General features: G+C 63.7%; 19 protein-coding genes. 6 read left to right on the top strand and 13 right to left on the bottom strand.

Features of this window, described 5'->3' with window-relative positions; translation table 11 throughout:
* Nucleotides 1–66: 66 nt before the first annotated feature.
* Both H8F01_RS14770 and coaE read left to right on the top strand, forming a co-directional pair.
* Nucleotides 67–924: a prepilin peptidase gene (locus tag H8F01_RS14770; protein ID WP_187055846.1), complete on the top strand. Its 858-nt coding sequence runs from the start codon at nucleotides 67–69 to the stop codon at nucleotides 922–924.
* On the top strand, nucleotides 921–1,544 hold the full coding sequence (gene coaE, locus H8F01_RS14765) for a dephospho-CoA kinase (protein WP_238480998.1): 624 nt from the start codon (nucleotides 921–923) through the stop codon (nucleotides 1,542–1,544). The genes H8F01_RS14770 and coaE overlap by 4 nt, the downstream gene beginning before the upstream one ends.
* Nucleotides 1,545–1,565: 21 nt before the next feature.
* Here the strand turns inward: coaE and H8F01_RS14760 are convergent, their stop codons facing one another.
* The 4 genes from H8F01_RS14760 to lgt form a co-directional block, all read right to left on the bottom strand.
* Nucleotides 1,566–2,495 carry a Nudix family hydrolase gene (locus H8F01_RS14760; protein ID WP_187055844.1) on the bottom strand — a complete coding sequence of 310 codons (930 nt, stop codon included), beginning with the start codon at nucleotides 2,493–2,495 and terminating at the stop codon, nucleotides 1,566–1,568.
* A gap of 37 nt (nucleotides 2,496–2,532) precedes the next feature.
* Nucleotides 2,533–3,021 carry a dihydrofolate reductase gene (locus H8F01_RS14755; RefSeq protein ID WP_187055843.1) on the bottom strand — a complete coding sequence of 163 codons (489 nt, stop codon included), beginning with the start codon at nucleotides 3,019–3,021 and terminating at the stop codon, nucleotides 2,533–2,535.
* Between the two features lie 153 nt (nucleotides 3,022–3,174).
* Entirely contained in the window at nucleotides 3,175–3,969 is a 795-nt protein-coding gene (locus H8F01_RS14750) for a thymidylate synthase (protein WP_187055842.1), read from the bottom strand.
* A 3-nt stretch (nucleotides 3,970–3,972) separates the two neighbouring features.
* Complete coding sequence (lgt, locus tag H8F01_RS14745; RefSeq protein WP_187055841.1) at nucleotides 3,973–4,869, bottom strand: prolipoprotein diacylglyceryl transferase; 897 nt, start codon at nucleotides 4,867–4,869, stop codon at nucleotides 3,973–3,975.
* 354 nt (nucleotides 4,870–5,223) lie between these two features.
* On the opposite strand from lgt, the gene H8F01_RS14740 reads away from it, so the two are divergent.
* Entirely contained in the window at nucleotides 5,224–8,097 is a 2,874-nt protein-coding gene (locus H8F01_RS14740; RefSeq protein ID WP_187055840.1) for a TonB-dependent receptor plug domain-containing protein, read from the top strand.
* A 103-nt stretch (nucleotides 8,098–8,200) separates the two neighbouring features.
* On the opposite strand, the gene H8F01_RS14735 is transcribed toward H8F01_RS14740, so the two are convergent.
* The 8 genes from H8F01_RS14735 to H8F01_RS14700 all read right to left on the bottom strand — a co-directional run bounded on the left by H8F01_RS14735 (nucleotide 8,201) and on the right by H8F01_RS14700 (nucleotide 17,484).
* The gene (locus H8F01_RS14735; protein WP_238480997.1) at nucleotides 8,201–9,046 is read right to left on the bottom strand and encodes a lysophospholipid acyltransferase family protein; all 846 of its coding nucleotides are present in this window, start codon (nucleotides 9,044–9,046) and stop codon (nucleotides 8,201–8,203) included.
* Between the two features lie 139 nt (nucleotides 9,047–9,185).
* Complete coding sequence (locus H8F01_RS14730; protein WP_187055838.1) at nucleotides 9,186–11,558, bottom strand: peptidase domain-containing ABC transporter; 2,373 nt, start codon at nucleotides 11,556–11,558, stop codon at nucleotides 9,186–9,188.
* 3 nt (nucleotides 11,559–11,561) lie between these two features.
* A complete protein-coding gene (locus H8F01_RS14725) occupies nucleotides 11,562–12,329 on the bottom strand; it encodes an HlyD family efflux transporter periplasmic adaptor subunit (RefSeq protein WP_187055837.1) in 768 nt (255 codons plus the stop codon).
* A gap of 1,009 nt (nucleotides 12,330–13,338) precedes the next feature.
* Entirely contained in the window at nucleotides 13,339–14,502 is a 1,164-nt protein-coding gene (locus H8F01_RS14720; protein WP_187055836.1) for a fimbrial protein, read from the bottom strand.
* A gap of 423 nt (nucleotides 14,503–14,925) precedes the next feature.
* The gene (locus H8F01_RS14715) at nucleotides 14,926–15,429 is read right to left on the bottom strand and encodes a TPM domain-containing protein (protein ID WP_187055835.1); all 504 of its coding nucleotides are present in this window, start codon (nucleotides 15,427–15,429) and stop codon (nucleotides 14,926–14,928) included.
* A gap of 1 nt (nucleotide 15,430) precedes the next feature.
* Entirely contained in the window at nucleotides 15,431–16,330 is a 900-nt protein-coding gene (locus H8F01_RS14710) for a TPM domain-containing protein (protein ID WP_187059308.1), read from the bottom strand.
* A 4-nt stretch (nucleotides 16,331–16,334) separates the two neighbouring features.
* The gene (locus H8F01_RS14705) at nucleotides 16,335–16,955 is read right to left on the bottom strand and encodes a LemA family protein (RefSeq protein WP_187055834.1); all 621 of its coding nucleotides are present in this window, start codon (nucleotides 16,953–16,955) and stop codon (nucleotides 16,335–16,337) included.
* A gap of 157 nt (nucleotides 16,956–17,112) precedes the next feature.
* On the bottom strand, nucleotides 17,113–17,484 hold the full coding sequence (locus tag H8F01_RS14700; protein WP_187055833.1) for a diacylglycerol kinase: 372 nt from the start codon (nucleotides 17,482–17,484) through the stop codon (nucleotides 17,113–17,115).
* Nucleotides 17,485–17,722: 238 nt separating this feature from the next.
* Here H8F01_RS14700 and H8F01_RS14695 point away from each other — a divergent pair, with 238 nt between their 5' ends.
* From H8F01_RS14695 to H8F01_RS14685, 3 genes are all read left to right on the top strand, one after another.
* A complete protein-coding gene (locus H8F01_RS14695; protein WP_187055832.1) occupies nucleotides 17,723–19,255 on the top strand; it encodes a peptide MFS transporter in 1,533 nt (510 codons plus the stop codon).
* A 118-nt stretch (nucleotides 19,256–19,373) separates the two neighbouring features.
* On the top strand, nucleotides 19,374–20,648 hold the full coding sequence (locus H8F01_RS14690; protein ID WP_187055831.1) for an ATP-binding protein: 1,275 nt from the start codon (nucleotides 19,374–19,376) through the stop codon (nucleotides 20,646–20,648).
* 82 nt (nucleotides 20,649–20,730) lie between these two features.
* Nucleotides 20,731–21,294 (top strand): response regulator transcription factor, encoded by a 564-nt coding sequence (locus H8F01_RS14685; protein WP_187055830.1) that lies wholly within the window; start codon nucleotides 20,731–20,733, stop codon nucleotides 21,292–21,294.
* A 106-nt stretch (nucleotides 21,295–21,400) separates the two neighbouring features.
* Here the strand turns inward: H8F01_RS14685 and H8F01_RS14680 are convergent, their stop codons facing one another.
* A complete protein-coding gene (locus H8F01_RS14680) occupies nucleotides 21,401–24,784 on the bottom strand; it encodes a pilus assembly protein (RefSeq protein WP_222615669.1) in 3,384 nt (1,127 codons plus the stop codon).
* Between the last annotated feature and the right edge of the window lie 24 nt (nucleotides 24,785–24,808).

Raw genomic sequence — 24,808 nt, 5'->3', positions numbered from 1 at the left:
GCTCCCGTCATCCAGGCCCCTCTCCCGCCGGGAGGGGGGCTTTTTTTATAGCCTTCGGAAGTCCTCATGCTTGCACTCCCCCCCTGGGGCTGGATCACGGCCGCCGGCGTCCTTGGCCTGCTGGTCGGCAGCTTCCTGAATGTGGTGATCCTGCGCCTGCCGGCGCGCCTGATGGCGCAGTGGCGCATGGATGCGTTCGATACGCTGGCCATGGAGCCCGACGCCACGGCGTTGCCCCCCGGCATCGTGCGCGAGCCGTCCCACTGTCCTCACTGCAAGCATCCGCTGACGGCACGCGACAACATCCCGTTGTTCGGCTGGCTGCTGCTGGGCGGGCGTTGTCGCTACTGCAAGGCGCCGATCTCCATCCAGTATCCGCTGGTGGAATTGCTGAGCGGACTGGCCAGCGCGGTGATCGTGTGGAAGTTCGGCCTCAATCCGGTCGCACTGGCCGGCCTGGTGTTCACCTGGATGCTCATCGCGCTGGCCGGCATCGATTTCCGCACGCAGTACCTGCCCGACCAACTCAATTACCCCTTGCTGTGGTTGGGCCTGCTGCTCAGCCTGCTGCCGATGTTCGTGCTGCCCGGCACGGCGATCGTGGGTGCCGCTATCGGCTACCTGAGCCTGTGGAGCGTGTACTGGCTGTTCAAGCTGCTCACCGGCAAGGAAGGCATGGGTTACGGCGACTTCAAGCTACTCGCCGCACTGGGCGCATGGATGGGCCCCACGGCCTTGCTGCCGATCATCCTGCTTTCGTCGCTGATCGGTGCCATCGTGGGTGGTGGCCTGATCGCGCTGCGCAAGCACGGCCGGGATATCCCCATGCCGTTCGGCCCCTTCATCGCCGCGGCCGGCTGGGTCTGGTTCGTGGCCGGTGAATGGTTGTTGCACCAGTACATGCAAATGATGGGGCTGAAGTGACCTCCACGCACCCGCGCTTCGTTGTCGCCCTTACCGGCGGCATCGCCGCGGGCAAGAGCGCCGTGTCGCGGCGTTTCGAGGCGCTTGGCATCCATGTCTACGACGCCGATATCGCGGCGCGTGAGGTCATCGCACCGGGTTCGGCGGGGCTGGGCGAGATCGTGGCCCACTTCGGCGCCGACGTGCTTGATGCACGCGGTGAACTCGACCGCGCCGCCATGCGCCAGCGCGTGTTCGGCAACGACGCGGAACGACGCGCGCTGGAAGCCATCACGCATCCGCGCGTGCGCACGTGGCTGCGCGAGCACGTGATGGCCGACCGCGGCCCTTACTGTCTGCTGGCCATTCCGCTATTTGCCGAGAATCACGATCACTATCGCTGGGTGGATCGCGTCCTTGTGGTGGATGCCCCCGAATCCGTGCAACTGCAGCGATTGATGCTGCGCGACGGCATCGACGAGGCGCTCGCGCGACGGATGATCGAACGCCAGGCACGGCGCGAGCATCGCCTGTCGCTGGCCCATGATGTCATCGAGAATCAGGGCGACGAAGCGACCCTCGACCACGCCGTGGCCGAACTGCACGCACGTTACCTGTCGCTGGCCCAGGCCAGGCACTGAAGCCACGCCGTCCGGCGAGGCTCACCAGAATCCGCGGATACCTGCCACGCCCTGCCCGCCCGCCTGTCGCGCCGGTTCAAGCTGCTCCATGGTCATGCCACCCAGCGCATAGACCGGCAAGGGTGATGCATCGACCAGCTGCGTGAATGCGCTCCACCCCAGCGGCGACGCATCGGGATGCGTCGCCGTGACAGCCACCGGCGACAAGGTGGCGAAATCGGCAATACCCAGCGCCCGCCCGAGATCGTCGGCGTCGTGGCAGCTCGCCCCGATCCACTGTGTCGACGGCAAGGGACGCTCCTGCCACTGGCCGATCTGTGCCGCTTTCAGCTGCACGCCCACGCCCTCGCCCAGCGCCAGCGCGCCGTCGACATCACCGCTGAGCAGCAGGCGTGCCCCGCGCGCACGCGCCTCGGGCAGCAGGGTGGCGGCCAGCGCGCGAATCCGGGCCGGCGGCCACTGTGGAAAACGGAGCAGGATCATCTGTTCACCTGCCGCGATGGCACGGCGCAGGCAGTTCTGCCATTCGTCCTGTGCCGACGTCGGCGCGTCGGCCGTGATGGCGTAGCGCACTGGCAATTGCAGCGCGCGAAGAATGTGCTGGTCGGCGGGTGCCAGCATGCCCAGGTCAACGGCGTCCGGAAAACGCCACTGCAGCGCCTGCCCGTCCAGCGAGGCGGGCTCGCCCTGCCACGCCCGCACCATGCGTGCGTCGAGCAGGAGGCTACGTTCGCCGTAATGCCAGGGCACCCGGATCAGCGGCTCGCTTACCGTCGCCTCAACCCCCAGCTCCTCGTGCAACTCGCGCACGAGCCCGTCGGCAGGCGCTTCGCCCGCCTCGAGCTTTCCACCGGGAAATTCCCACAGCCCCGCCAGGTGCTTGCCAGGGGGGCGCTGTGCCAGCAGCACGCGCCCTTGGGAGTCGATCAGGACGCCGGCCATGACATGCATGGCATCGGCCCTCGGAGTGGGCACGGTGCAGCGCCGCTCAGTCGGCGCGGATGTACTCGACCATGTCGAAGTCGTACGCGTGGTTGGCATCCTTCTTGTGATGCACGCGGGAGACTTCCGTCCAGTCGCTGAAATGCACGCCTGGGAAGAACGTGTCGGCACCGTCCACGGCGGCATTCACCCAGGTGAGGTAAAGGCGACGCGCGCTGGGCAGGGCTTCGGCATAGACCTCACCGCCGCCGATCACCATCAGGCCGGTGCCGCCGGCGCGGGCATGGCCCTCGGCCAGCGACCGCACCGTGATCTGGCCCGGGAACGGCGCCTCGTGCTTGCGGCTCAACACCAGGTTGGTGCGGTCCGGCAGGGGGCGGCCGATGGCGACGGCCGTGTTGTAGCCCATCAGCACGTACTTGCCGAGGGTGAGCTCCTTGAACCAGCGCAGGTCATCCGGCAGGTGCCACGGCAACTGGCCCTTGCGGCCAATGGCGAAGTTCTCATCCAGCGCGGCAATCAGCGAAATAGCCATGGAAATCCTTGAATCATCGACAATGTTGACCACCCGCGCCGCCGGCCAGGGGCGTCGCGCGGCGCCGATCTTAGCAGGATGCCGCCCCTTATCCCCGCCCAATGACAGCCCGTGCCGGGTCTTCGCGTCAGCAAGGGCCCTGGCAGCAGCCTGTTATACCGCCACCGGGGCCTTGATGGCGCTGTACGGCTCGTAACCGACGATGGCGACGTCCTCGAAACGGAAGTCGAACACCGAACTGACCTCCGGATTGAGCTGCAGCTGCGGCAGCGGCCGGGGTTCCCGGGTCAGCTGCAGGCGGGCCTGCTCCACGTGGTTGTTGTACAGGTGGGCATCACCCAGCGTATGGACGAAATCGCCCACGCCCAGGCCGCATACCTGCGCAATCATCTGGGTCAGCAGCGCGTAACTGGCGATATTGAACGGCACGCCGAGGAAAATGTCCGCCGAGCGCTGGTAAAGCTGGCAGCTGAGCTTGCCGTCCGCCACATAGAACTGGAACAGGGCGTGGCACGGCATCAGCGCCATTTTCGGCAGCTCGCCGACGTTCCACGCACTCACCACCAGTCGGCGGGAATCCGGGTTGCGCCGGATCTCGTCCACCACCCAGCGGATCTGGTCCACTACGCCGCCATCGGCCGTGGGCCAGGCGCGCCATTGTTGACCGTATACGGGGCCAAGCTCGCCATGCTCGTCGGCCCATTCGTCCCAGATGCTGACGCCGTTTTCCTTCAGATAGGCAATGTTGGTATCGCCCTGCAGGAACCAGATCAGCTCATGGATGATCGACTTCAGGTGCAGCTTCTTGGTGGTGACCAGCGGAAACCCTTCCGACAGGTCAAAGCGCATCTGCCAGCCGAACACACTGCGCGTACCCGTGCCCGTGCGGTCCGCTTTCTCGGCGCCGTGATCCAGCACGTGTTGAAGCAGGTCCAGATAGGCGCGCACGGCTTACTCCTTGCCCTCGTTGGGCATCGACACGTTGTACAGACGCATGGTCGGCGCCTTGCGGGCCATCGCCAGCAGCACCAGGCCAATGGCGACCAGCGGCAGCGACTGGATCTGCCCCATGGTGAGCCAGCCCCATGCCAGATAACCCAGCTGCGGGTCGGGCACGCGCACAAACTCCACGCCGAAGCGGAAGCAGCCATACAGCAGCGCGAACAGCCCCGAGATGAGGTAACGCGGACGCGGCTTGAGCGACACCAGGAAGAGCACGGTGAACATCACCACGCCCTCGAGCAGCATTTCATAGAGCTGCGAAGGATGGCGCGGCAGCCCGCCAAACTGGGCCAGTGTCGCCTGCCACTGCGGATGCGCCGCGGCCCAGTCCACATCGGCCGAGCGTGCATTCGGGAAGATCATGGCCCACGGCACCGTGCCGGGCTTGCCCCACAGCTCGCCGTTGATGAAATTGCCCAGTCGCCCCAGGCCAAGTCCGATCGGCACCAGCGGCGCGACGAAATCCACCGTGTCGAAGAAATGCATGTTGTTGCGGCGCGACCACCAAAGGCCGGCGGCGAGCACGCCGAGCAGGCCGCCATGGAAACTCATGCCGCCATCCCACACGCGGAACAGGGCCAGCGGGTCCTGCCAGATCCAGTGGATGTCGGCGTAGAACAGCATGTACCAGATGCGTCCACCGATGATCACACCCATCATCACGTAGAACGCCAGGTCGCCCAGCGCATCGCGCGACACCGGCAGGCGACCGCGCTGCCGGCGGTACTCGGCCACCAGCCAGGCGCCGAGAAAGCCCCCCAGATACATCAGGCCATACCAGTGGATCTGTAGCGGCCCCAGCTTGAGGGCTACGGGGTCGAAGGCAACGGTGAAGGGCTGCGTCATGGGCAAGCGGATGGCGGCAAAGCGCCAGTGTAGCGGGCGAACACCGTGAAGGCATGGGGTGCGAACACAGCCCCCGGAACAACCCGGATGTCAACCAGCGCAGAACGCTCAAGAGCGTTGCTGGCACTGAAATCATGGTGTTCCCACGGCAAAACCTACTATCACCTGACTGTTGCACCAGGCTTGCACCTACACGTCACTTTGTTTTAACTTCGGGATTACATCGCCTGTCCCCCAAGCCCGGCGATGCCACGGCACGGACCCCTTCCCCAAGGCTGGACGCGCCATCCCCATACCCTGATGTCCAGCCCTCGCGTGCTGGCTGATGGCTATTTTTTGTTCGGAGTTCCAACAATGAAGCAAAAGACACTGCTGGCTACTGCCATCGCCGCAGCGCTCGTGCTGCAGACGTGGTCGGTGGCTGCACAGGATGCTGCCCCCGCCCAGGCTGACCAGGGTTCGGCCAAGAGCCTCGAAACCGTCACCGTGACCGGTTCGCGCATCCGCAGCGTGGACGTGGAAACCTCGCAGCCGGTCTTCACCATGGACAAGGCCGCCATCCAGGCGACCGGTCTGACCAACGTCAACGACATCCTGGCCCGCATGCCTTCCGCCGGTACGCCGGACATCACCCCGCAGGACACGCTGTCCTCGGGCGCTGACGTCGGCGGCCGCTACGTCAACATCCGCAACCTGGGTTCGCAGCGTACCCTGGTGCTGGTCAACGGCCGTCGCTGGAGCACCAGCCTCTCGGGCCTGACCGACCTGTCGACCATCCCGGTCGCCATGATCGAGCGCATCGACATCCTCAAGGATGGCGCCTCGTCCATCTACGGCTCCGACGCCATCGGCGGCGTGGTCAACATCATCACCCGCGAGAAGTTCGACGGCGCTGAAGCCAACGTCTACTACGGCCAGAACGGCAAGGGTGACGGCGAGACGCAGAACTACGACTTCACCTGGGGTCACTCGACCGAAAAGAACTCCATCATCCTCGGAGCGTCGTACCAGAACACCGACCCGATGTGGAACAGCGAGCGTCCGGAAACCTCGTACGCACAGGGTCCGCGTCACCCGACCGCTGGCCTGGGCCTTGGCCCGTACGGCCGCGTGGTCGACCCGACCACGGGTGACCAGTACGTCTACAACCACGGTTCGCAGACGACCACGCCTGGCGCACCGGCTGGCTACCACGCGTACGACTCCAGCAGCACCGCCGACAAGTACAACACGCAGAAGGACATGACCTTCCGCGCCGGCACGAAGCTGAAGAACCTGTACCTGCAGGATCGCTACAAGCTCACCGACAACATCACGCTGCGCGCCGCCGCCAGCTACAGCTCGCGCGACACCTCCAGCCAGCTTGCCGGCTACCCGTTCCAGTCGGGCGTCGCTGACGATCCGGTGCTGATCAGCGGCCAGAACGCCTACAACCCGTACCCGGGCCAGGACGTTGAATTCTTCCGCCGCACGGTGGAAATGCCCCGCATCACCGACACGCAGTCGAACCTGGCTCACATCGACCTGGGCGCCGAAGGCTACTTCCAGTTCCTGAACCACGACTGGTCGTGGGACGCTGGCTTCACCTACGACGCCAACAAGATCCGCATCCAGGGCACCGGCAACATCTACCTGCCGCACGCTCGCGCGGCCCTGGGCCCGACGACCACCATCGACGGCCAGGTCGCCTGCGCCAGCGCCGCTGACCGTGCCCAGGGTTGCATCCCCTGGAACATCCTTGCCGGTCCGGGTGCCACCTCGCAGCAGCTGTGGAACTACCTGAACTACCGCAGCACCGACCGCCAGCACAGCTACACCTCCGACTGGTCGGCCAACGTGTCCGGCGGCCTGTTCGACCTGCCGGCCGGTACGGTCAACCTGGCAGTGGGCGTGGAGCACCGCGGCGAGAAGGGCAACTTCCGTCCGGACGCCGCCGACTCGGCCGGCCTGACCACCAACCTGGCCAGCGCCCCGACCTCCGGTGCGTACAACACCAACGAAGCCTACGCCGAGCTCGACGTGCCGCTTCTGCGTGACCTGCCGGGCGCCCAGGAACTGGGCATCAACATCGCCAGCCGTTACTCGCACTACAGCAACTTCGGCAGCACCACCAACAACAAGTACAGCTTCCGCTACCGTCCGTTCGCAGACCTGCTGGTCCGTGGCACCTGGGCGCAGGGCTTCCGCGCTCCGACCATCAGCGACCTGTACGGTGGCACCGGCCAGAGCTTCGAGACGTTCCTGGATCCGTGCGATTCCAAGTACGGCGCCGCAGCTACCAATGCCAGCGTCAAGGCTCGTTGTACCGCCGCAGGCGTGCCGGCGAACTACCGCCAGGTCGACCAGACCGGCCAGCAGATCACCAGCACCAACGGTGGCCAGACGCCGGTGGCGTTCCTCTCCGGTTCGAACCCGAACCTGAAGCCGGAAACGTCGATCACCCGTACGCTGGGCCTGGTCTACAGCCCGCACTACGTGGAAGGCCTGGACTTCACGGTTGACTACTACAACATCTACGTGAAGAACATCGTCTCGTCGGTGTTGGCGCAGGACATCGTCAACTACTGCTACATCAACAACGACCAGAACTTCTGCAACAACTTCAGCCGCACCGCGACGGCGACCTCGAACCTGGTCGCAGGCTCGATCAACTCGCTCAACGAGGGTCTCTCGAACCTCGGCACGCTGAAGACCGAAGGCTACGACGTCGGTATCCACTACCGTCTGCCGGAAACCTCGTTCGGCCGCTTCCGCATTGCTTCGGACAGCACCTACCTGACCAAGTACGAAACCGTGTCGGGTCCGGGCGCCGTCGCCAAGACGCCGGTCGGCTTCATGGACGGCGAAGACGGCCTGTACCGTCTGCGTTCGAACCTGCAGCTGGACTGGGATTACAAGCAGTTCGGCGCCAGCTGGACCGTGCGTTACTACTCGGGCCTGAAGGACAGCTGCTACACCGCCACCATCGAGTGCTCCTCGCCGGAGTACACCAATCCGTGGTGGGGCACCTATGGCATGAGCCAGAAGGGTTCGGTGGCGTTCAACGACGCGCAATTCCGTTACACGGCTCCGTGGAAGGGCACCTTCTCTGTCGGTGTGAACAACATCTTCAACAAGAAGGGTCCGTACTACTACTCGGTGACCACCTCGGGTACCGGCAGCTCGCCGTACAATCCGGCGTTCGACATCGACCGTTACTGGTACGTGTCGTACAACCAGAAGTTCTAAGCTCGAAAGAGTGGAGTACTTCGAAAAGGCGGGCCTTCGGGCCCGCTTTTTTTTGAGCCGGATCTACCCTGCGGTCGTCCTGGAGCGATCAGCCGGGCGCCTCTCAGCGCACGGGGGCAAACCCGTATAGCGTGGGGTAACCCGCGAACAGGTTGTTCTCGTAATGCTGCGTCAAGGCGCGACCGATGCAATCGGCCACGCGCTGCGGTGCGGTGGCGTCGGCCAACTCGACCGGATCGAACAGCACCACGTCGAACCGGCCACGCTCGAAGGTGAGGTAGTACGGCAACAACAGTACGTCCATGATCTGCCCCATGCGGAATATGCCCCCGTGGATGCGCGACGGCCGCCCGAGCATGCTTACTTCCACCGTATCCATCGGGTACTTCTGCATCGAATAGGGCGCCGCGTCGGCAAACAGCACCGCAACCCGGTCGCGCCTCAGCGACCGCGCGAGTCGGATGCCAAGACTGTTACGCATGCCATCGCCATGCGTGTGCAAGATCTCGATGCCTGGCGTCACGCTCTCGTCGCTGCCGTACTGATCGCGCGGGACGCCGGACACGATGGCGACGTTGGCAAGGCCAAGCGCGCGCTGCACTTCGTGCACCGCCAGTACGTTGGCGTACTGCGACACGTAATGCAGTGGCGACAGGATCACCAGGCGCTTCGGCATCTGGGCCCAAATCCCCGCGATCACATCGGCGATCCGCTGCCCAATCGCGACCATGTCCGGCAGGTGCTCCACGCCTTCGGACCGTTGCTGCCCCACATGGATGCGCCGATCGATCAGGCGCTCTTGTACGCCTCCGGCCATGGCCGTCAGCCATTTGTCGCGATCCAGAGAAAAAAGGTCCCGCCCGGTTTCATAGCGGGTGATGCCGTTCCACCGCCAACGCACGTCAAAGAGACTGCGCCACAGCCAGCCCAGCTTCGCGATTCGTGCCATGGTGAGAAACGATACGTGCATCAGCAGCCCGTCCTGCACGGTATGCAGGCGTCGCCGATAACTCCGCCCAAGGCGTACGCGCGCGCTTCGCATCCCCTGCCCCAAGGCCGCTACACGTTGGCAACACTGACGGACGAATTCACCGTGCTTCACGCGGAAACCCTGCCGTCACGCGCGCGGCCGCAGCACCGGGCAACGGCGCACGACGACTCGCCGGATTACCCGCTAGACCGGTGGACTTTGCGATGACTTCGGCAGCGGCGACGTGCACCACACCCGCCGACTGGGCGCCATCCAGAGCGGCACCGTCACGGTCCGCCCCGAGCGTTGAATCGGCCAGCGCTGCATGCTCCGCAGCCCTGCGGGCTGTAGAACGATCGCTGACCGCGACATTGGCCGTAAGCACGTCATCCTTGAGGCTCGAACTGTCATCCGCTCCAACCGGCACCAACTGACCATCGATCAGTGCAAAGCGTCGAGCGAAATGCGCCGCCAGCGAATGATCATGCGTGATGACCACGATGGTCCGGTCGATACCGGCCAGAAGCCGCGCGACACGCTCCACCGACACCGGGTCCAGGTTGGACGTTGGCTCATCCAGCATCAGCACTTCGCGATCCATATAGAGCGCGCGGGCCAACAGCAGCCGCTGTCGCTGGCCAGCCGAAATGTTGGCAATGGTGTCGCTGACGACAGTTCGGGCGCGCATCGGCAAGCGCATGACGTCATCCATCAGGCCGACGTCCTCCAACACGCGACGCACACGATCTTCGTCCGTCTGTCCGGTAAACATCGAAATATTTTCGGCGATGGAGCCGTACAGAATGATGTCGCCCTGACGCATATGCGCCACGTGCCGGCGAATCTCATCGACTGTCAGGTTGGGCCAGCGGATGCCATTCAACAGGATCTCGCCATCGTTTAGTGGCTCGGAAGCCGCCAGCAACTTGAAGATCGTCGACTTGCCGCTCCCGGACGGCCCGATAATCGCCACCTTGTCACCCTTGGCGATCGAAAGACTGGCGTCCTTGAGTATCCATGGATCCGACACGCCATAGCGGAAACTGACATTGCGCATCTCCAGCGAATGGAAAGCCCGTGTTTCCGGAGCGCGCTGCAATGCGTCCGGCGGGCTGTACCGTTCGCCCTCGGTATCGACGATATCGGACACGCGATCCATCGGCGCAGACAACATGCCATAGGCGATCAGCCCATTGACCACGCGCGTCAATCGATCCGTGACCAGCGACTTGTAAATCATGAACGAATAGAACACGCCCATGGACATGGTGCCCGAGAGCATCAGCCGGCAGGCAAGCCAGGTCACGACCAGCACGTCCGCGTACGCCAGCAGCTTCTGAATGGATTCCCGAAAGATCACCAGACGGGACCGTTCCAGCACTGCTGCCACGTAGCCACGGAATCGGGACATGAACTGGCCCGTCCTGCGCAGTTCGCCCCCACAGAGTTTGATCAGCGATGCGGAGCGAATCGTTTCGATCAGCGCATCGTCACACCGCCCGGACTCTTCCATGATCAGCGCCTGCACGTCGCGCATTCGCACAAAGATGATCGACGCCACGGCGACATAGACGAAGAACAGGCCGAGCGTAACGGCGGCCAACGTACCGCTGGCCAGGACCATCAGCACCGTGCCGAGCAGCGCCACGACGATATCGATGCGCATGGATACGGACGTTCGCGTGGCGAAGTCGTCAATCTCTTCCTGCATGCGGACCTTTGCAAAGAGATCACCAACGTTGCGTTTCTCGAAAAACGGGATCGGATTCTTCAACAGATGACCGACAAGACCCTCGGTCATGTTCATGCGCACCTCGCCGAATACGACCTCCGTGAGGTAACCCTGTACGAAATGACCAAGCGCGCCCACGGCGAAGATGCTGGCGAAGGTAAGCACCAGCATGCCGAGCAGATCGATATTGTCCGATGCCACCACGTAATCGAGCGCCAGTCCGCCGAAGAACGGCATCGCGAGAATGGCGAACTGCGCACCCATGGCGACGAAAAGAATCTTGCGGATGCGCGAAGTCAACCGGGGATTGAGCTTGCGGACGCGCTCAAGGGCAGCACGAACCTTGGACGGCGCGCTGACCCTGGGCATGTCGGGTGCCGGTGAGCACTGGAGCAGATATCCTGAAACCGCAGCGACAAACACATCCATGGCAATCCGGCGGCGTCCCGCGGCCGGGTCGATCACGCGGACGTAGCCGCGCCGCGCGCTTTCAAAGACCACAAAGTGCGCGCCACCAAAATGCAGGATGGCACCGTGCGGCAGCTCGCCCACATGCTCGGGACCGAACTGGTAAGCCTCGACTTCCAGACCGAATTCGGTGGCGACGTCGTACAGGTCGAGCAACGTCAACCCGTTGGAAGACACTGGGCGGAAGGCGGAGATCTCCCTGACCTCCGTAGCGCGGCCCAAGTGGGTAAGCACCATGGCGAGGCAGGCGTAGCCACACTCGGCCACTTCGTTCTGGAATATCACGCGCATGCGTCACCCACGGACGATGCGAAATAGCGGTGCAAACACCCATTCCACCAAGGTCAGACGCTCAACGACGATGGCAGCCTTGCCACGCATGCCCGGGAGTACTTGCAGTTTCTGTGTGCCGTACTGAAAAGTTCGTTCACCAAGCGTTGCCCAGGCAAGGTAGTCGCCAGCCGCATCCTTGAGGATCTCCACGGTACCAAAGGAACCCGCGGCGCCGGCGTCACCTATCGTTGCCTGGGAGATGGCGTCGATTCTGGCTGGGCGCGCGCCAAAGCGTGCGTAGGGAAATGCATCCAGCTTGATGGCAAGGGATTGTCCAGACTGCACGAACCCGCGCTGCTCCGAAGGGATTCGCAATACGATCCGCAAGGGCTCCGTCGACACCGCCTCGAGTACCACGGCCACATCACCCTTTTCCAAGGATCGGCCTTTCCAGACATTGACGAATGCGACCGTGCCGTCCTGCGGTGCAATCACGCCGTCCCTGCCTGGTGCTGCGTCCGACGGGTCGAGGGCATCGGCCATCCACGTAAACAGGCGCTCACCCTGCCTCACGAACTGACCAGGCTGAACGTAGACGTGGCCAACACGGCCACCATCGGTACGAACGCGCAGCGTCAAGGATGAAAGCACTTCGCAGTCGACGTCACGCTTCAGTTCGACCGGTATACGAAACGCTAGTGCCATTGCCACCAGCAGGATCGCCGACGCGGCGTAGGCGACCCATCGCCAGCCGACGTCGTGATAGCTCGGAATGTGACGAATATCCAACGTGCTGCTCCGTCTGCAATCGTCGAGCTGGCCCGCCACGCGCCAGCGCATACCACGCCCAACATCCATGTAACTTGTGCGTGCCAGGAAAGAACCGGCCACGGGCGAATACCCGCGGCCGGTAACCTGTAGGTACTACCAGGGCGATTTAGAAACCGTTGCCGCCCTTGCCAGAGTTGCCGGTGCACGGGCACTTGCAGCAACCGCCAGCGACGTTGGCCTTGACCAGATCGGCCTTTTCGATCTTCTTCATGAGTTATCTCCAAATCGTATGAGTGGAATTGCCGACGATGCCAGCCACCATGGCCAACTGCCTCGATGAATTCGTCTGACAGACATGTCGAAATGACGGTTCACGTCAGGATGAAACGATCCAGCGGACGGAACGCCATCGTAAAGTGGGTCAGCAGGACGGGCCGTGTCGGCAATGTGGATGCTCATGCCGAGAACCAACAACCGCAATACACCGTCTCCTCAATTTGTTGCTGAAGCGGCACTCACTGATAGCCAAAGTCATCCATGACCTACGCTCCGATGATGCATGCTCGCCATTCACTCTCTCCGCTCAATGTCACAGGCCATCCTTGAGTAACCCGCAAATGATGGAGCGAGGGATATCGGCAGTTCTCCCGCAGCATCGGCACGGTCTGCGCAGTAAGGAGATGGCCGCGCACGACTGCCCTCGTGGCGACCCATCGCACACGCCATGGATACACAAACCCCTGGGTTACCAATGACCACTTGCGGAACAGGGCTGTTCCTGTGGCCTTGGTGATGGGCGCAAAAAAAGGCCATGCAGTGGAGAGCCGCATAGCCACAAGGACCACGTTAGGTTGATGTCTGGGATAGCACGCATACAGCAGACGCATCGCTTGCCCCCATAGGGACATCGCGCGGAGCGTTTTGACGCTTGGCAGCCATGCGACCCCGCAGAGCCACGCATTTACGTCAATGCCCACAAGCACCCAACCATACGTGCGCCTACACCACACCGCCTCTACTAGCGACGCTACTGATAGCTCATGGTGAAAACCGCCTGGGACACGACCGAGCCAGCGGACAAGGTAGAGGCCGTCTGGTAGTAGAACGCCTTCAGAGGGATGGTGAAATTGCCACCGTTGGTACGGTTGTAGCCCGTAGTGGCGTGCATGCTGCCAAAGGACACGGGGTTGTTGCTGTTGTCCTTGATCTGAAGGCCAATGCCTTTCGCCGTGGCGCTATTTCCCAGACCGATGACGCCCTGCGAGGCATTCACCACGGTAATGCCCGAGGCGGCATCCAACTGGTAAGACACCGAGGTCAAACCGGGCGGACAGCTGTTCACGGCGATATTGAACGACTTCGCGCCGGTCGTACTTCCTACGCCGGTAAATGCCTTGACCGACGCAGCATCGAGAGGCACCTGAACGTCGGGCGTCACGCAGGCACCTGCCGTGAACGTGATCTTCCCGCTGTTCGTCGACGTGAACACCGTGGCGGTACCATCCAGATTGAATGCCATCGTGGGGATATCAGCCGAAGTGACCGTTCCGCCCGATATGGGCCCGGTCTTAACAAAGGTGTAGACAAAGACTGGGTTCGCGTACCAATACCAGCCATACGGCGCCCCGATGTTCCCAGGAAAGCTCGAAGGCGTATAGGCCACGCTACCTGGCACCGGAACAGAGGCGCGAACCATCTTCACGCCGACGCCAGCCACATTGGTACTGTAAATACCGGGACTGGCCAGTGGCCACGGCGTACTGGTGAGTACCAGATTCAGGCTCCCAGTCGGCGTATTGCATTCCGCAAACCAGGTCGCCGTGTTGCTGGATGATCCAGCCGTCAGCATGGGGCCATTGACGACAGCAAGCGTGGTGCCCACCGGCGCGTCGCGTGGGATCATGGTGCTCGAGCCCGGTAATGTCAGGTTGTACACCTTGGGATAGCCGTTCATGGTCTTGCAGCCCGCGGCCCATGCCTGCTGACCGAGCAGGACCGATGCGCACAACAGCATCAGGCGAACAAATCGTCGGGCTCCACGCGTGCGCGCGCTGCAGCGCAAGGGTGTCTCCGATGAAGATTCGCTCATGACTGATGGGGCCACTTCGTCACGCGCCCGCTCAGCCGGTACGGCATTCCGCGCGCCGCACGCTTGCAAGACACCGCTGCGTTCCACCCAGTTCATATCCATCACTTGTTCCATATAAAGGTAATTGCAGCTCGTATGCATGGGTGATGACCACGCTGCAGACCGCTCGATATGCGACACGTATGCGCCCTGAAACAGGCCAGCGCGACTCTCGAAAACGGGCTGATCTCATGCAGGAACGGCGGCATTCATGCCAAACGTCCGCAGCGCCACGATCGCTCGTTAGATTAGTCGCCCGATCAAAGGATGAAAGTCAGCGCACCGACCGCTGAACACTCAGAAAGAACGATATGCCGGGAGGTCCTAGCCCCACACTGCGCCGGAGCCTGAAAGGCGTTTCACGAAGTCCCCAAGCCGGGGGATACGACTTCCTCGCGCGAATGATCGTGTGACTTCGGCTTCGTCTGCACACGGGCCTAGGCGCGTGACTGCACGCGCACCGCTCACGTTCGGCAGAGCATCAACTCAGAGAATGACCGGGCGATCCGGCAATTCGTCGCGGGGTTCATCACCGTGACCGGGAAAATGATGTTCGAGCAAGGCATGTGCTTCACCAATGCCTTCGAGGCATCCCTTGCGCCAGTCGCCACGCGCAAAGCTGGCCAGCATCCGGTCACGGATGCCATCCCACTCTGACTGCGTGACCATGGCAGCCACGCCGCGATCGGCCAGGATCACCACGCGATGCTCAGCCATCAGGATGTAGAACAGCACGCCATTGTTGTGTTGCGTGTCCCACACGTGCAGCTGTGCGAAGACCTGGCGCGCGCGGTGGTCCGCGTCGAGCCCACTGAGCACGGCGCCGGGCGTGAGGCGCGATTCGATCGCGAAGCACACCTCGCCACGATGCGCCTGCTCGCCCTGGCGGATGGTCGTGGTCATCTGGTCGAGCAGGCTCTTGGGAAAACGTCGACGCAGCTGGAACCAGCCGTCGAACAGATTCATCAGCAGACGTTGCGTGCGCGCCATGTCACCAGCTCCCCGATGAACCGCCACCGCCGAAACTGCCACCGCCGCCACTGAAGCCGCCGCCTCCGCCTCCGCCGAAGCCGCCACCACCACCGCCGAAACCACCGCCGCCCCAACCGCCGAAGCCGCCGCCACCCCAGCCGCCGCCACCAATGGAGCGACCGCCGCCACCGGGCAACAGCATCAGCACGCCACCGATGATCGCGCCGAAAATCGCTGCGCCCGCCGATGCCGCCAGCAGGCCGACCAGGCCGCCGGTGATCACCGCGCCCAGCGGCGTGCGCAGCCATACCGTGGTGCTGCCGAACAGGCTGCGCAGGAAGAATCCGGCGAACACGCCGATCAGCAGGATCTGTCCAAAAGGAAAGCCGCGGCGACGCTCGTGATTGCTGCTTTCCACCGGCGGCGGTAGCGCCTCGCCATTGACCAGCTGGGTCAGCGCGCCAACGGCGTCGTTGATGCCGCCGAAGTAGTCGTTGGTGCGAAACTTGGGCGCGATGTATTCGCGATTGATGCGCGCCGTGGCTGCGTCGGGCACAGCGCCTTCCAGGCCATAGCCCACTTCGATACGTACCCGCCGGTCGTTCTTTGCCACCAGCAGCAGCAGGCCGTCATCGGTGCCCTTGCGGCCGATCTTGTTGGCTTCCGCCACGGCCAGCGAGTACTCGGCGATGTCCTGCGGCTGGGTGGTCGGCACCATCAGCACCACCAGCTGCGCACCCTTGGTCTTTTCCAGCGACACCAGCTGGGCGTCGAGCTGGTCGACCTGTTGCGCCGTCAGCGTGCCGGTGAGGTCGGTGACGTGGCGCGTGAGGGTGGGAACCGCTTCATCGGCATGCAGCCACGCTGGCGGCAACAAGGCCACCGCCAGCAGGAGCAACAGGCGCGCACCGCGCCGGATCACGTCAGTGCGCCGAAGCGGCGGGTGCCGGTGCCGGGCTGCCGAAGTCAACCGTCGGTGCCGTGGAGATGGCCTTCTCGTTCTCGACCGAGAAGTTCGGCTTCACCTGGTAACCGAACATCTTCGCCGTGAGGTTGTTCGGGAAGGTGCGGATCATCGAGTTGTATTCCTGCACCTCTTTCACGTAGCGGTTGCGCGCCACGGTGATGCGGTTTTCGGTGCCTTCCAGCTGCGCCTGCAGGTTCTGGAACAGGCCATCGGCCTTGAGCTGCGGGTAGTTCTCGCTGACCACCATCAGCCGCGACAACGCGCTGGACAGCTCGCCCTGCGCGGCCTGGAACTGCTTGAGCTTCTCGGGGTTGTTCAGGTCATCGGTGGTCAGCTGCGTGCTGCCCACCTTGGCGCGCGCATTGGTGACTTCGGTGAGCACGCGCTCTTCGTGCTGCGCGTAGCCCTTCACCGTATTGACCAGGTTGGGTACCAGGTCGGCGCGACGCTGGTACTGGTTGAGCACCTCGGACCAGGAGCCCTTGACTGCCTCGTCCTGGCGCTGGATGGCGTTGTAACCGCAGCCCGACAGGCCGGCGATGACCAGCAGCAAAGCAAGGGTACGAAGAAGTTTCATGGGGGTGCTCCAATCCGGTGGAGCCACCATTGCAGCATTCCGTTGTGAAGGGCGCAATCTTGCGGTGGCCTTTTCAGCCTGCAGCCCGCCGCATTGATGTGCGTAGGGTCAGCCCGGGTCGCGCACAGGGTGCGCTCCTACAGGGGTAAGGCGGGGCTCAGGCCCAGCGCGGCCACAGGATAAGGCCCCAGGTCAGCGCGGTCATGGCCAGCAGCAGGAACACCGCGGCCGAGCCCATGTCCTTGGCGCGACCGGCCAGTTCATGGAACTCCGGGCTTACCTTGTCGACCACGGCCTCCACGGCCGAGTTGAGCAGTTCGGCGGACAGCACCAGCACGGGCGGCAGCACCAGGGCGATTTTTTCCAGCGGACCATTGCCCAGCCACAGGCCCAACGGCACCAGCACCACGGCGAGGCAGACCTCCAGCCGGAACGACGCCTCGTGGCGCCAGCCCGCCTGCAGCCCTTTCATGGACCACTTGAAGGCATTCCAGATTTGCCGGGGCCCTCGGAAACCGCTGGCAGCCATGATGTGTCCTCTCGAGCAGGCGGCCTGGCCGCACCCCGCGGGCGGCGGGCATAAGCGGTGAATTCTGCCATATCCCACTGATGCCCGGGGAATTCGCAGCTTCCTGCGTGCCGCACCGCAACGTTACCTGAATGACGGATCGGTTACGCTTGGCCACTTTGTGACCGGTTTTCCGGTCGCGCGAGCCGGCCGCCCCATCACGGGCCGCCGTTGTATGAACCGCAGTACGGACAATTGAATGGCAATCCAGAATCCACCGGTCTCGCAGACCCGCTCGTTCAGCACCGTGTTCCTGATCGAGATGTGGGAGCGCTTCGGCTTCTACGGCATGCAGGTGCTCATGGTCACCTACATGATGAAGAAGCTCGGCTTCGTCGACAGCAAGGCCAACCTCGTATGGGGCGCCGCCGCCGCCCTGATCTACGCCACGCCCGCCATTGGCGGCTGGGTCGGCGACAAGCTCATCGGCACCCGTCGCACCATGGTCACCGGCGCCGTCGTGCTGGCACTGGGCTACGCGATGCTGTGGATTCCTTCGGACAATCCCACGCTGCTGTACACCGCGCTGGGCGTGATCATCGTCGGCAACGGCTTCTTCAAGCCCAACGCCGGCAACCTGGTGCGCAAGATCTATGAGGGCGACGACGTCCGCATCGACAGCGCATTCACCATCTACTACATGGCGGTGAACGTCGGCTCGATGGTCTCGATGACGGCCACGCCGTGGATCCGTGACTACGTTGCCGCGCACTACGGCGATGCCATGGGCTGGCACACCGCCTTCGGCTCCTGCGCCGTGGGCCTGGCACTGGGCCTGATCAACTACTCGCTGATGCACCGCACCCTGGCGCACATCGGTTCGCAGCCGGATGAGCAGCCGGTGCAGGCCAAGCGCGCGCTTGCGCTGGTGGTGGCTTCGCTGGCCATCGTCGCCATCGCTGCCTTCATCCTGCAGAGCCTGCTGGCCGCGAAGATCTGCGTGTACCTTGCCGGCGTGGTGATCCTGGGCATTTTCGTGCACCTGATCCGCACCGCCGGAAAGAGCGAGCGCGCCGGCCTCATCTCCGCGCTGGTGCTCACCGTGCAGACCATCTTCTTCTTCATCTTCTACGCGCAGATGGCGACCTCGCTGAACCTGTTCGCGCAGAAGAACGTCAACCTCTCGTTCGACGTGTTTGGCATCCACCTGTTCAACTGGATCCCGGAGCAGTACCAGAACCTCAATGCGATCTGGATCGTGGTGCTCAGCCCGGTGCTGGTGGCGATCTACAACACGCTCGGCCGCGCCGGCAAGGATCCGTCGGTGGCTGCCAAGTTCGCCTTCGGCTTCGCCGCCGTGGCACTGGGCTTCTTCATGTACGGCTTCGGCGCCATGAGCGCGGTGGATGGCCAGGTGTCCTCCTGGACCATGATCTGGGGCTATGGGCTTTACTCGCTGGGCGAGCTGCTGGTGAGCGGCCTGGGCCTGGCCATGATCGCCCGCTACGTGCCGGCCCGCATGGGCGGCTTCATGATGGGTGCGTACTACGTGGCCGTGGGCATCTCGCAGTACCTGGGCAGCGTGGTCGCCAACCTGGCCGCCATGCCGGAAAACATCAGCAGCCCGGTCGAGTCGCTGAACATCTACGTCAGCCTGTTCAACAAGCTCGGCTTCGTCGGCATCGCCTGCACGCTGGTTGCCGTGGTCATGCTGCCGCTGATGAACAAGCTGTCGCGCAGTCATTCCGAAGCGCACACGCCGCTGCCGGCCGTGCACAGCGAAGAAGTCTGATCCTCCACTCGCCCCGCTCGTCGGGGCGAGTTTTTAAGGGCCAACGGCCCGGTGCAAAGTGACGCACCGCCCTGCCCTGCAGGCAGGGCCATGGCGCAAACCGGCTAGTATCCCCGTCATGAAACGCCCTTCCACCCAGCAACGCATCGGCCCCCGCACCCTGTTCCGCAGCCTTGCCTGGCTGCGCATCTGCGCCATCGCCGGCCAGAGCACCGCCGTGCTCGTGTGTGCGCTGTGGATGCACATGGACATCCCGCTGCTGCCGCTGATGGTGGGCATCGGCCTGCTCGCGGTGTTTGCCGTGTTTGCGGCCTGGCGCCTCACCCAGCCCTGGCCCATCCGTCAGTGGGAAACCATCCTGCACGTCGGCGTGGATACGCTGGTGCTCGGCTACCTGCTGCATTTCACTGGCGGTGCCAGCAACCCGTTCATCACGCTGCTGCTGATCCCCATCGCACTGAGCGCGGCGGCCCTGACCGTCAACGCCGTGCTCGCCGTGGCGGCGCTAGTGGGTGCGGCCTACATGGTGCTGCTGTTCTGGTACGTGCCGCTGCCGGTGCCGATGCATTCCACCGCGGAGTTCTCGCTGCACGTGCTCGGCATGGGCGTGAACTTCGTGATCATGGCGGTGCTGCTGGGCTTCTTCATCAACCGGCTGGCGCGTGCCGTGCGCCTGCAGCAGATGGAGATGCAGCGTGTTCGCGAACGCGCCTTGCGCGATGAAGGCATTCTGGCCATTGCCACGCAGGCCGCCGGCGCCGCCCATGAGCTGAACACGCCACTGTCCACCATGCGCACCCTGCTGCCTGAGCTGCGCCGCGAACATGCCGGCGACACCGCACTCGCCGAGGATCTGGAACTGCTCGAGGGCCAGGTCGACCGCTGCCGCACCATCCTTCGCGAGATGGTGGCGTTCGGCAAGGCGCAGCTGTCGCAGGAGCCCGAACAACTCACCGTGGACAGCTTCATCCACGGGTGTCTTGAGCGCTTCCAGCTGCTGCGTCCGGAAGCCGACCTGGCACTCGCGCTCGACCAGGAAGCCGCCCGTACCGTGCTGCGTACGCCACCAGGCCTGCGCCATGCCCTGCTCAACCTGCTGAACAACGCGGCCGACGCCTCGGCGCTGAACCAGTCCCAGGCGGTAGCCCTGACCGTACGGCGGGACGGCGGCTGGCTGGAGCTGATCGTCGCCGATCACGGCCCCGGCTTTGCCGACCCCACCGGGGAACTGTCTGAACTTGGCCGCTCCCACAAGCAGACCGGCCTGGGTATCGGGCTGGCCCTTGCCGAGGCCACGGCAGAGCGGCTGGCCGGCGAGCTGATCGCACTCAACACCGGTCACGGTGCCCAGATGCGGCTGCGCTTGCCGCTGGCCGTGATCGCCGCGTCATAATCACTGCGGCGCATGGCCACATGGGCATGCGTTGTCGCAGCGGCGAAAATGCCTACATCGGCACGACGCCGAGGAGAACACCATGAGCGACCAGCAACTACTCATTATCGATGACGACGCCACTTTTGCCCGCGTGCTGGCACGCGCCATGAGTTCGCGCGGTTTCGACGTCATCACCGCCAGCAATGCGGACGAAGCCCGTGCGCTTACGCGCCGCCACCAGCCCCGCTACTGCGTGCTCGACCTGAAGCTGGGCGAAGAGAACGGCCTGCGCCTGATTCCGGAACTGCAGGCTCTGGTGCCCGAAATCCGCGTGCTGCTGTTGACCGGCTATGCCTCCATCGCCACCGCCGTGGAAGCCATCAAGCGTGGCGCCCACGATTATCTGGCCAAGCCCGTCGACGCCGATGCCGTGGTGCGCGCCCTGCTCGACGGCGACACCGCCGTGGGCGAAGACGACGTGATCGACGCGCCGGAAGCCCCGCTCGCCCTGCGCCGGCTGGAGTGGGAACACATCCAGCGCGTGCTCACCGAGTGCGACGGCAATATTTCGGAAACCGCGCGTCGCCTGGGCATGCACCGCCGCACGCTGCAGCGCAAGCTGAGCAAGCATCCGGTGCGCGAGCGTCCCGATCACGAGGAGTGAGGCTCGCCCGCTGCCTCCGCGCGGCATGCACGCCCCCTCGAACGAAAAGGCCCGCCATCACGGCGGGCCTTTTCTGTTTCAGGACATCGCAAGGATCAGGCCGCGATTACTTCACGCCTTCCTTGTACCAGTAGGTTCGCTTGCGGGTGTGCAGGGCCGGCGGCGACACCTGGGTTACGTCGATGTCCGAGGACGCGCCCGCCGCACCGCCGCCTGATCCCTGCTGGTTGCCGCCACCCGTCAACACCGCGACCACGCCCGAGCCGATCTGCACAAAGCCGAACACCGGCGTGGGCGGCATGCCGCCACCGCCGAAGGTCACGAAGCCGTTGCCGTTCATGCCCAGGCCGGTGAATACGTTGATGGCATAACCGCGGGCGATGCCAAGGTTGGCCGTGCATACCGGTGCGGAGCTGGGGTTGGTCGGCGTGTTGGTACCGAAGTACGCGTAACCGGCCACGATGGTCGGCGCGTTCACGCCCTTCTCGCCCGGCTGGTAGTTGACGAAGAAGCCCTGGCTGACACCACCCGACGTGGATTTGGCCGTGGACTGGTTATACGCGACCGGTGCACTGCCGCTGGTAAACGTCAGGGTGAGGTTGTTCTCCGTGATCGGCGTCCAGCCTGAAGGTACGGACGTACCGACGTTCGGGTCATAAATGGAGAAGAACGCGTTCTGCACCTGCGTGGCCGAGCCCGTGGCCGCCGAGTAGAGCGGGTGCTCGCGATCGCCCGACGATGCGGTCACCACGTCATACGACGAGGTGGTCACCACATCGACCGGATAGAAGAACTTGCGCGCGTTGTTACCGGTGCCACCGAGGCTGGCCAGCTTCGACACCGACCAGGCGGATACACCGCTGGTGGGTAGATCCACACGCCAGATGTTGCCCCCCTGGTCCGGGGCGTAAATGCGGTCGATGTAACCATCGCCATTGCGATCCAGCAAGGTCAGCTGCGACGGAATGGCGTACTGCATGCCCGATACCGCCACGCAGGTCACCGCTCTGCCCGAGGCATTCGTTGGTGCGTTAGCGCACGACGGCTGCGCCACCCAGACGGTATCCCCCGTAACGGCGTCAAGCACGAAGATGCTACGTCCATGGGTATCTGGCCCCACATAGGGGTCGATATCTTCAGCAGGGTCATAACCACCGCCCATGACCAGCACCGGGTGATCGGTTGCCGTGCCGCTGATCTTCAGGCCGGCCGCCATTGCCACCACGGGCCGCGACCAGGCCTGGCCCAGTTCAGGCAGAGTGGCCAGGGTCTTTTCCCAGAGGAACGTGGGATTGACCGGGTCGGTGACGTCAAAGGCATAGATGAACGAACCGCCGCGCCTCGGCGTCAGATAGATGTACTTCTTGCCATAGGTGGTGCTGGCCGGGCGGTTGTCCTGGAACGTTGCCGGGGAACCGTCCATGAAGTAATCCTTCGCGATGGAACCGGTCGGAGGATTGGCGCCGAACTTGGCCACCGGGCTGTTGTTGTACAGACGCACCAGCTTGGGGAAAAACTCCGGCGCCACGAACGACCACAACTCGCCGCCCGGCGGCACCGTGGTCGTGCCACTGGTGATATTGCCGGTCTGGTTGCCGTTGACCGCATGGAACATGCCGTCATTGGAGCCATAGAACACGACAACGTTGCCCCCATAGTTGATCACCGCCGGCTGCGAATGCAGCACGTCGCCGTGAATGGACGGGCGGGCCGTGGATGTGGCACCGATTGGCAACGCGGGAGATGGCGCCGTCATGGGATTGAGTCCGTACGGACCCGGCTCGGTTTCATTGCCGGCCAGGTCTTGTCCGCGCACCCAGTTGATCAGCGTGGTGGTGGTGGGCACCGTGCTGGTGCTCGTGGTGAACGTCGCACTCGCCGCCAGCGTGCTGTTGGTTGTGGCGAAAAGATCCGGACCCATGTTGGCCGTGCATCCGCCACCACTGTTGGCACAGGTGTAAACCGTGCGCACGTCACTGGCCAGGTTCACGCCGCGCAGCACTTCCGCCGCGGCGCCCTTCTCCACCAGCGAGCCATCGGGCGAGTCGAAGGCGTCGGTCGTGGCGCCCGAACCAAAATTTTTGTTCTTGGTGAGATAGGTGTTGTACCAATACCCCGTCGCGGGCCATTGCGCCGTTCCGACCTTGTTCGTCGTCGTGGTCCAGAAGCTCACGGCCCCGGGCGTGATGAAGCCGGTGGTTGAGTTCACCGCCGACTGGCCATTGGCATCGGTAAGCACCAGCGTGCCGCTGACATAACCGGCCTGGTATTGCTTGAGGTTGCCCCACCACCGCGGCAGGAAACTGCTCTCCGGGCGAAACATGCCGTAGAAGAACTGGTTGTTGTACGTGCCTTCGTTGTTCGCGCTCAGCGGCAAGCTCACCGATGAAAACACGCTATTCACGGCTTCCACTTCGTTGAAGATGGTGGAGAACGCGGTGACCAGTTCATTCACCGCGCTGACGTCATTCACGTTGACAACAAACGCCTTGCCCCCGCCATTGGCCGCCGTCGTCGTGAGGTACTGGACGAGATCCGGGTTGCTGCCGTCCGTCACCACGATGGTGTAGGTGATGATGTTCTCGATGCCGCTGGGATCCAGTCCGTTGGACAGGTCCGTCTGGTACATGAAGCGTGCCCACTCCGGGTCGCCGCCTTGCCCCTGATACTTGTTGTACGGCGGGGGAATGGTGACGATCTGCTGCTGCGCCGTCGTGGCGCCCGCCGCCTGCAGCGGGGTGGCCCAGTCAACGTTGGCGCCCGCCTTGGTGTTGGTGAAGGCACCGGCAACGAAGATCTGGTAATTCCTGCGGCAATAGTTCGAGTTGGTGAGCGACGAGTAGTTCTCGTTGGAAAGACCCACCTTGGCCGCGTAGTAAGCCCACACTTCCTGGAAGGCCGTGCCGGCGTTCTGGTTGTTGGCGCCGTCAGCGGTGGAATCCAGCCCCTGGATGGTGCCCAGCAGATTGGTCAGATTGGTGGCGCCGGCCGATCCGGTCGCCCCACCGATCACCGGCAAGGGCTGCGGTGCGGGGCCCTGCGTGTTCTTCGAGCCAATCGTGGAAGGAAACTTGAACGAACCGCCCGAGCCGGAGAATTTCGCTCCCGTATTGGCAAGGCCATCATTGGGCGCGATGTTGTAACGCATCATGCCGATATCGATGTTGCCCGCCAGCGAAGGATTCTGGCCAAGGCTGTAAACCGCCTGATACAGCGCGCACTGGACGAAACCCGAGACCGACGCCGCCTTCTTGTTGGTGGCGTTGGGGTTCACTCCGTTGACCAGCGGACACGTGAAGGACACGCCACCGTTCCACGCGTCCGACGTATCCAGCGAAATGACCACATTCGGCGCACCACCCGGCTGCTGATTGAGCGCAGGCGCGTAGATGTCGATGTCTTCCGCAACTGCCGAAGGCGACAGCACGCCTGCCGCTGCGGCAAGCAAGGCAACGGGCATGAAACGAAGCAGGTGGCGATTCAGGCGCATGGCACGATCCCGGAATGAAGACGA

Origin of the sequence: Dyella telluris, assembly GCF_014297575.1 — a bacterium.
In the GTDB taxonomy this organism is placed as follows: Bacteria; Pseudomonadota; Gammaproteobacteria; order Xanthomonadales; family Rhodanobacteraceae; genus Dyella; species Dyella telluris.
The sequence above is the reverse complement of the archived record's forward strand: the minus strand, read 5'-3'. Positions and strand labels throughout refer to the sequence as shown.